This is a genomic window from Maritalea sp. (genome assembly GCF_047634455.1).
Taxonomy (GTDB): Bacteria; Pseudomonadota; Alphaproteobacteria; order Rhizobiales; family Devosiaceae; genus Maritalea.
Genome location: NZ_JBLIAI010000086.1, coordinates 1 through 8,876 on the forward strand (window position 1 = coordinate 1; position 8,876 = coordinate 8,876).

At 48.9% G+C, this 8,876-nt stretch carries 7 protein-coding genes; 1 reads left to right on the forward strand and 6 read right to left on the reverse strand.

The window, feature by feature from the left end:
- Both ACJAZW_RS14410 and ACJAZW_RS14415 read right to left on the reverse strand, forming a co-directional pair.
- The coding region (locus tag ACJAZW_RS14410; protein WP_415159314.1) for a hypothetical protein at window positions 1-2,512 on the reverse strand (2,512 nt) is incomplete at its 3' end.
- 292 nt (window positions 2,513-2,804) lie between these two features.
- Entirely contained in the window at window positions 2,805-3,944 is a 1,140-nt protein-coding gene (locus tag ACJAZW_RS14415; protein WP_415159316.1) for a hypothetical protein, read from the reverse strand.
- 487 nt (window positions 3,945-4,431) lie between these two features.
- Between ACJAZW_RS14415 and ACJAZW_RS14420 the strand changes: the two genes are divergently transcribed.
- Entirely contained in the window at window positions 4,432-5,841 is a 1,410-nt protein-coding gene (locus ACJAZW_RS14420) for a hypothetical protein (RefSeq protein ID WP_415159318.1), read from the forward strand.
- A 5-nt stretch (window positions 5,842-5,846) separates the two neighbouring features.
- Here the strand turns inward: ACJAZW_RS14420 and ACJAZW_RS14425 are convergent, their stop codons facing one another.
- The 4 genes from ACJAZW_RS14425 to bioA all read right to left on the reverse strand — a co-directional run.
- Window positions 5,847-6,155, reverse strand: coding sequence for a Dabb family protein (locus ACJAZW_RS14425; protein ID WP_415159320.1), 309 nt, complete (start codon window positions 6,153-6,155; stop codon window positions 5,847-5,849).
- Between the two features lie 16 nt (window positions 6,156-6,171).
- Entirely contained in the window at window positions 6,172-6,954 is a 783-nt protein-coding gene (locus ACJAZW_RS14430) for a methyltransferase domain-containing protein (RefSeq protein ID WP_415159322.1), read from the reverse strand.
- Entirely contained in the window at window positions 6,944-7,567 is a 624-nt protein-coding gene (locus ACJAZW_RS14435; RefSeq protein WP_415159324.1) for a pimeloyl-ACP methyl esterase BioG family protein, read from the reverse strand. The genes ACJAZW_RS14430 and ACJAZW_RS14435 overlap by 11 nt, the downstream gene beginning before the upstream one ends.
- On the reverse strand, window positions 7,567-8,876 hold a 1,310-nt coding region (bioA, locus tag ACJAZW_RS14440), incomplete at its 5' end, for an adenosylmethionine--8-amino-7-oxononanoate transaminase (protein ID WP_415159326.1). The genes ACJAZW_RS14435 and bioA, both read right to left, overlap by 1 nt.

Genomic DNA, 8,876 nt, shown 5'->3' on the forward strand with positions numbered 1-8,876 from the left:
GGGCAGCAGGTTGCGGGCCAACGCGCTGTAGAACATCATCAACACGCTCCCAAACCACTTCATCTGCCAAGAAGCCCGAATAGCTTGTCTTGCCATCTGCATTCTTCATGGCACGCCAAGTCAGCTTTTCGACCGGCAAAACAACATAGATATCTAGTCGAAAGGCCGAACCAAACGGTGCCAGTATTTCCAGAATTTTGGAAACTGCATCATCCGAACTCGCGCTGCCAATAAGGGTCCACGTGCCACCGGAAAGGCTGGCGCGCCCAGCATCAAGCAATTTGAGCGATGTAAGTGCAGCATTCGCCTTTGCGGAGAACTGCTCGGGCGCGCCGACGCCAATTTTTAGTGCCGAAGTTTTTGCGCCTGTCGCCGTTAGTTCATCAAACAGCAATTGGTCGGGTACATATCCTGAAAGCGCAATCAGGTCGGCATTGGCTTTTTCCGCCGCCCAAAGATAGGGAACAACAGGCACAATCAGAGCTTCAATCTCTATCCGCCATGCACTTTGCGACGTCGCAAAATCCCCAAGGTCATTCCGCGTCGCGTTCGCAGCATCTTGGTGCGCGGCAACGCCTTTTAGATACCATTGTTCGCCATCGAAGCCGAACTGACCCGTCACAAGCCGTTGCAATGCCGAAATTCCGACATTGATCGCTTCATCAAAATCCTCCGGCTCGCCGCTGGCAAGGCTCACGTTGGATTGCCCAAGTCCGGACAATAATAATTGCGTGTCTTCGCTTCGGACATAACCGTCAAAACTCAGCGCGCCAGCTTCGTCAATTTTTGCTTCAAAACGATATGGTTTCGCCTCTGGCGGCGGCAGCGTGGTAAACTGCGCTTGCCAAGATTTCAATTGAATCTGTTTGTCAGAAAACTGTTGCAATAGATTGTTTTGCTGGACCTTTGTCTCCGTCGTCGCATTGAGCAGCCAACCATTTGCATCCAACTCAATATATCCCTCAGCCATAAAATTGGATGCGGCAGCGCTTGCAAGCGTGATGTTTTCAAAATTTTCAGGTTGCCCCAAAGCGGGCAGCGTCTCGTCAACGATTGATGAAGCAGACAAGAGCGAAATAATATCGTTTGTGAGTTTGGACGAAGGCGAATAACCCGCCAACCGAACACGGCCTTCCGTCTCCTTATTCAATGACCATTTGTAAGGAGAGACTTCGGGTAACTCGATATTGGCAATTGCCAGATCGTATCCATCTGGAATGTTGTTGCCAAATTTCTCTTGCAACGCCAGAAAATCTTGCGGCGATATGGCTTTACCTTGCACAGTAATCTGCCGGTCAGCAATTTCAGCAGACGCACCATTTTGCAGATGTTGCAGGGCATCAACAAGCAAGTTGATTGCCTTGTCAAAGTCCTTTGGGGCACCATTCGCAACGCGGACCTTGGCGGACTTCTCGCCGCCCTCTTGATCCATTAACTCTTTGAAGTCAAAAGCATTTGGCACATATCCAACTACAGAAAGCTGCCCCTCAACAACTTCAAAATTGATGGTAAATGGCTTGATGACAGGACGCGCCAAATAGATTTCAACTTTGAAAGGGCTCAATTGGTCCTCAAGCGCAAAGGTCTCGTCGAAAGAGGCAAAGTCAGCGGCTTGTCCAGTCACATTTATGGACGCGTCCGACATCTCGATCCGGCCATTTTTTAGTTTTCTTAAAGTATTGAGCAGTTTTGCTAATGCATCATCAAAACCAGCTGGCGCACCAGAACTGACATTGAGTTGGTCCACAGATGCTCCTGCGGCCGCGAACAGATCAACCTGCTCTTTTGAAACGACGTTTCCTTCAGCCACGAACGTCGAATCATCAATTTTTGCTGCAGAAAGTCTGAACGGAGACACCAATGGAGCAACTATCCTGCTATTCCCGCGTATTAGCCTGTCCGGAAAACCTGCTTCAAACACGACGTCCAACGTATGGTATGCATCATGGTTTTTTGCCCGGCCATCAATGGATACCTTTAATCCTTCAACGGTTACCGACCCATCGTCAAAATGTTGCAATAGCCGAATTGCGAATTGGGTAGCATCTGCCCAGTCTCGAGCATCTGGGGCACCTGACGCCAGTTTTAGATCAACCGATCCGTCCCCAAACCACTCGGTTGCTTGGTTCAACAACGCTTCGTTGGGCATGCCGCCAATCATTGAACGCGCCTTGTTGTCTTGTTGCAATGTCAGAACAAACGGGTCCAACTTCGGCGCCAGTGTCGCTGTCAGATTGGCGGATCGAGCGCCACTGGCATTTGCCAGAATGTCTTCAACTGCACCAATTTGTTGTGTACTTGTGGCCAAACCAGACGCTTGAATGTCTCGCCCACTGACTTGAACCTGAGCCCAAGATTGGCCGAATTCATTCAGTGTCCGCTGAGCATTTGCTTGAATATACTGCTCAACGTTTGTCTGGTTTTGCCAAACTGCAAACGGCGCACCAATGCCCACTGTCAGAAACCCAGCAGCAATTATGCCGATCCATTTCACGCGTCCTAAGAATCCCATTTGGTAAGCTACTCCAGCGCGGGCGCGCATCGACTAAAAAACAAAATAAAACTTAGTTTTCATCCGTTCGCCAAGGCCGTCATCCGCCGCCCACATTTTCCAACCATGGCATTGCTTGTAAAGTTTAAGCACAAATTGCCAGAGTTCCAGTGTTTTTTTAAGTTTGTAGCGCCTGTTAACATATTAAGTCACGGTGAACCCAACAACGCCTGTCTTTCGTTGCATTCGACAAAAAAGAAAGGCCCGGCAAATGCCGGGCCTTCCCAAAGAAACTACGATTAAGTCGTTAGACCTATTCGAAAGCTTTTTCGAAAGATGTAGAAAGTGAGTAGTTGCCAGAACTAGCAGCTTCAACACCAACGCTTGCTTCATAACCACCACCTGGTGCCCATGTAAGACCTGCGTCGAATGTAGATGTGCTTGCGCTTGTGAATGTCACGCCTGCATCAGCTGTAAGCGTATCAGATACGCCGAATTCGCCTTCAAGACGAGCTGACCATGCAGAAGCTTCGTTAACTGTGAAGCCGGCTGTCAACGTTGTATTGTCGTCGATTGCTGCTACGCCAGAAATTGCGAAGTCCCACATGCTAGCAGGCTCAAGATTCAAACCAGCTGCCAATGTGAACATATCGAATTCTGCTGAAGCAGATAGAATTGCTTGCCATGCAGAAGCTTCGTTAGTGATGAACGCACCTTGGAATGTCAAGTTGTCAGCGTTGATTGAACCGCCAGTGTGCAAGTCCCATGCGCCGCCGCCCAAAAGAACGTCGTCAAATGCTACTGTAGCGTGTGCAGCACCCCAATCTTGAGAAACAGCTACAGTGCCAACCAAAGTTGCATTGTTTGTTGTGTCAAGATCTTCAAGACCGAAACCAGCAGTTGCGCCATCGCCGAGGCTTGACATAACTTGGATCACGTGACCACCGACGTTGCCGCCAAGAGCATCGCTAAGTTCAACAGAGAAAACAGCTGTCAATGTTTCGCCGTCGTCTGTATTGCCGATTGTGCCTTTTTTACCAGCGTAAAGCACTGTTGAAGAAGAATCACCGATACCAACATATGCATCGCCGAAACCGATTGAATCAACACCACCACCAGTACTATCAGTGCTTGAACCTTCAAGACCGATAACTGCGAAAGCAGGACCGAAGTCGCTGTCAGCAGTTGCAGTCGCAGTCAATTCCCAAGCAACGTCAGAAGTTGTGTTCTGGACACCGGCTACATCGTCATTTACGTCGTAGTTACCATATACCCAGTCATAAGTAACTTCACCTTCAAACTTCAAGCAGTTGCTTTCAGAAGAAATTGTCAAACCAGTGATGTTCAATAGATCACAGGTGTCAAGTGCTACAGCTACTGGGTCTGCTGCTTGTGCTGTTGTGCCAAGAGCAAGAACTGCTGCTGAACCGAGAAGTAGGTTCTTAATTGTCATAATACTGACCTCCAAAAATCAGTTAGTGTTAAAGTCCGGTTGTTACCGGCTGTTTGCCGAAATATGGCCACACTTATTTTTGGTGTGTTTGATGCCATGTTTGCGACCGACAAACGAATCCATGCATGGTTTCGCATTAGCCAAATTACTTATTCGCTAGGAACATACAAGCAGAGATGTGGTGCACCAATACGCTTGATTGGGTGTTGTTGCATTTTCAACACAGGTTGAGCGTGCACCACTCCAATTCACCTTCACTAGGGCAACAATTGCCTAGCAAATGGCAAGATCGCGACAGTAACTTAATGAAGCATTAATCTAAACCACTCAATGCCGAATAATCCAATGCAAGCTTTGCAGTTGACGGGATGGGCTGAGGAAACAAACTTGCGCTGAGCCACGCCGCTGGTCTTGTGTGCGTTAGCAGAATGGTTACGGTGATTTATTCGTGCTGCTTTTTTGCGCGGTTGATTTTCAGGAGTTACATATGCAGGGATTAAGCCGGTTCCAAACCATTGCAATTGTTCGGGAGATTGAATCACCTGAAAATCCTGGTGGCCTGGAAAAACGTGTGTCCGTGATCCCATCTGACATTGGAACACTTTTGGAGACTGGCGCCAAAGTGTTTGTAGAAGAAGGTGCAGGGATTGGCGTCGGATTCTCAGATGAAGAATATGTTGCCGCTGGTGCCACGTTGCAATCAGCTGACCGAATATATCGTGACAAAGACCTGATCATTAAGTTTAAGGGCCCATCACTCGACAGCATTGAACAAATGCGCCCGGGCTGCACTTTGCTCTGCATGGCCCATTTTGGGTCGTTTCCAGATCGCGCGCGGGTGCTTGAAGCACACAAGATAAATGTGATCGCCATGGAGGAGATTGTTGAAGCGCCGAAATTTGAAACAGACCAGACCATTATTTCGAGGACCGCAATGGCACAGGCATTGCAGCCGTTTTTGGACAACAACACCATTGGCGGGCTCGATATACGGGTTTTGCATTGGTCACCACGCACCTTGGCCGCCATTCGGCGCGCCGGCAACCGCGATCCAAGATCACTAAAAATCATTCATTCAGATACAAATGTTGAGCAGTTAGACGCTTCCGGGGAATCGGCACTCTATTTTTATGACAGTTCGTTCAAAATCAATGGCGGCCTGATTGATCACTTAAAGCAAACACAAACAAATCTGTTTGATCTTGTGGCCTATGAAACGTCCAAAGGCCGGGAAACGGCAGCGGAATGGCGCGCTGACCACCCACCTTTGCCGTTCGGTTTAAGGCGTATTCAGTGCCTGCATCAAACGGGGCAAGCCGGTGCGCGATATGGTTTGGAATTGTTGGCGAGAAACAAACCTGAACTTGACATACGAACTGCAAAAGTCGTGATTTTGGGTTACGGCAATGTGGCCCAAGGCGCAATGCGAGAGCTTTCTGACAAAGGCGTCATGGAAATTAATGTGCTGGGGCAAACACATACCAAGTCCGGGCGTATTGAGTATTGGCTCAAAGATGTTGATTTGATCGTCAATGGCGCTGATCAACCCGTTCACCTGCGCGGCAGAAATTACTTGATTGAAAATAAACATCTTGAGCACATCATTCCAGATGGCTCGGTGATCGTCGATTTGGTTGGCGGTAGCCCGACCAACCGCTCACCTGTTGAGCCTGTTCTGACTTGTACATTCCTTACCGAACCTCATTTTGTAACGCATGGCGTTACCGTTTCCGCGCTGTGGGGTTGGCCAATGCTGGGGATGATGCGCGAAACGGCCATCACCTATTCAGGGCAAATCGTTGATGTTCTCGCCAAAAGGGAAATGCTGATTGAGGGACTAGAAAATCTAGCACCCGGCGTTAAACGGGCGCTTGTTTGTGGCCCGCATCAAGTTTGATGGGCTTAGATGTCGAGATCAAAAACCAAAATACCGTCAGCACCGCCTTGGCATTTTGATACCAATTCTGCGCCCAGCTTTTGGTGCAATGGATGTTGATCATATTGTTTGAGGGCCTCACGACCTTCAAAAACCACAACAAATCCATGACTATAGTCGCCCGATTTCTGTTCAAAATCCAAGTTTGGCCCGGCGTCAAAGGACACTAGCCCATCAATTTCTGGCAACAAAGCTGAGAAACTGCTCACGGTCGTCAATCGATCCTGAGCAGAAACGTCCGGTTTAAACGAACAAAATACGCAATGTTTGATCATTTGGTTCCTTTTGAACTCAAAATTTCCGCTGAGCAACAATCCTAACTGGTTGATATGTCAGTTGCAATTTACCGTCGCGGGCAAATTTATCAGCGTATTCAAGTTCAAATTGCTTGAAGTTTGATTTAGTCAACATGCCGTCGGCACGGCCATTTACACCAGTGTCACGTAAGTGCCGCAACAGCGTCGCCAAATCGTCAAACTCCAGGCTGACTTCACACATATTGATGTGGGCGACCTGCATACAATCTGGCAGCATGTTTTCGAGTTCAGTCGTATCAGCATAACTTGGAGCCGCCGCCCGAGATCCCATCTCCTGTAACTGATAGAAATGTTTAGGGCCAAACCCAGACAAAGCAAGCCAGCCACCGATATTCAGCTTTGTTGAGAGTCTTGCAATCAAACTTGCCAGCTCTGGAATCCACTGAATGGCAGAGCTTGAAGCCACAAGATCGCACTGGTTTGGCAGAACAATATCTTGAATTGGTCCGGTGATAAATGTTGAGCTGGGGGCAATTTCTTCGATCTTTGATGCACACTCAGCCACGAGATCATTGGTGAACAAATTCGAAATCTGAAACTGCTCCACCAATTGCCTTGTGAGAAAGCCAGTCCCAACCCCAAACTCCAACGCACGATCAAACTGACTTACATTGGAGTTTGACTGGAGTGCTTCGACCAAATCAATAGCGATTTGCTGCTGGAAGATTGCGCTTCTCTCATAGCTTTCCAACCCGCGCCGGAAACTTTTCGCAACCCTTGCCTCGTCAGATATTTGTTTGCTCATCTTATGCAACATTCAGTATCTCTTCCCAGCGTGTCCAGCTCGCAAACGGAATGTGGGGACCTTGCACAGTTGCAACATTTTCGCCCTCATAAGCCCGTTTGAGATTGGCGCTTAAGAATATCCGATCTTTGTCGCTAACAATAATCTTGTCGAATTGCATAGGTGCAGCTGAACCACGTTGCTGTACGATGATTAGTTCATCTTTGAGCGCATCAATATCAGCTTCAAGAAACGGCTGCCTTTCTCCAAAACAACGCATTAAAAACGCCTGCAAGCTCTCTGGGTCCAGCGCGTCGATTGTCTTTTGCATGATGATTGGCGGAATACCGAACTGGCGGTCCACCGGCGTCACCGTGCCGTTTATCGCAATTTTTAGGGTGAACGGATCAATGTGATCAGCTTGCCAACGGGCGTAGGCTGCAACGCCAAATGAAAACGCGACCAGCAACTTTTTTTCATAGCGTGAAAGATCAGGTAAATCCGCCGCAATATCTCGAAAATCGCTGACGAACAAAATATCAAAATCGCCTTCAAGGTGCGCTAGTGGCGCGAAGCCTACCGCCCAACCACCAAACACAACGATGACGTCTTTGTTGTGATCTTGTTTGACCCACTCAATTTGCATCACAGCACCTGTGCCAGTTTAAGCATTGCGGTTGTGATTTTTGTCACCTCGTCCGGCGTCGATACAAATGGTGGCATTGTGTAAACATTCTTGCCGAACGGCCGCAAATAAACGCCGTTGTCTTTCGCCATACTGTGTGCTTGATCAGCGCTCACTGTGTGTTTCATTTCTATCACGCCAATCGCCCCAATGACACGCACATCAGCAACGCCCTCAAATTCGTGTGCAGGTGCAAGTTCGGCGTCCAGCTGCGCCGCGATATTTGCTGTTTGGACCTGCCAATCGCCTTCACTCAAAATGTCCAAACTCGCCTTCGCGGCCACGCAAGCCAATGGGTTGGCCATAAATGTTGGTCCGTGCATGAAAATGCCGGGGGATCCATTGCCAATTGTTTGCGCCACACGATCATTCGTCATGGTCGCCGCAAAACTAATATGACCGCCTGTCAACGCTTTGCCCAAGCACATAATGTCAGGCTCAATCGAACAGAAATCTGTTGCAAACATTTTGCCAAGACGGCCGAAGCCCGTCGCGATCTCATCAAAAATCAATAGGATGCCGAACTCGTCGCACATGATGCGCGCTTGGTTGAGATATTCAGGATGATAGAAATACATCCCGCCCGTGCCCTGCACCACAGGCTCAAGAATGAAAGCTGCAATCTGAGAGCCGTGCGCCTCAAAAATCGCGCGCAATTCGGCCAACCCGTTTGCTGCGGGATCTTCGTTCCAATCTTCATTAATGGCAATCGGTGGTCGGTTGATGAAATGCTCAACTGCCAACGCACCTTGGAATAAGTGGTGCATTCCCGTATCGGGATCGCAAACGCTCATCGCTTTCCACGTGTCACCATGATAACCCGACCGAACGGTTGCGAACTTGCTCCGCCCTTTGAACCCGAGCGCATGCTGATATTGCACTGCCATTTTCATGGCGACCTCAACCGAAACCGAACCGCTGTCGCAATAGAAAATGCGTTGCATCGAAGGCGGCGTGATCTCGAGCAGTTTTTGACCCAATTCGACAGCTGGTTCGTGCGTTAGCCCGCCAAACATAACGTGTGGCATGATGTCGAGTTGGTTGTGGATCGCTTGTGTTATCTTTGGGTGCTTATGGCCGTGCAACATGCACCACCAAGATGACATCGCGTCGATAACTCGAGTTCCATCGTCCAACGTCAACCAAACGCCTTCGGCGCTTTTCACAATGAATGTCGGGCCCGGTTTCTCTACATTTGTGTATGGGTGCCAAAGGTGTTTTTGGTCGAACTCAAGCGGCGTCATATGGAAAGCGCCTCCCGGATGATGTC

Excerpts from the sequence above, each read along its gene's own strand:
- ACJAZW_RS14415 (WP_415159316.1), bottom strand. The coding sequence starts at position 3,944 with ATGACAATTAAGAACCTACTTCTCGGTTCAGCAGCAGTTCTTGCTCTT.
- ACJAZW_RS14420 (WP_415159318.1), top strand. The coding sequence starts at position 4,432 with ATGCAGGGATTAAGCCGGTTCCAAACCATTGCAATTGTTCGGGAGATT.
- ACJAZW_RS14425 (WP_415159320.1), bottom strand. The coding sequence starts at position 6,155 with ATGATCAAACATTGCGTATTTTGTTCGTTTAAACCGGACGTTTCTGCT.
- ACJAZW_RS14430 (WP_415159322.1), bottom strand. The coding sequence starts at position 6,954 with ATGTTGCATAAGATGAGCAAACAAATATCTGACGAGGCAAGGGTTGCG.
- ACJAZW_RS14435 (WP_415159324.1), bottom strand. The coding sequence starts at position 7,567 with ATGCAAATTGAGTGGGTCAAACAAGATCACAACAAAGACGTCATCGTT.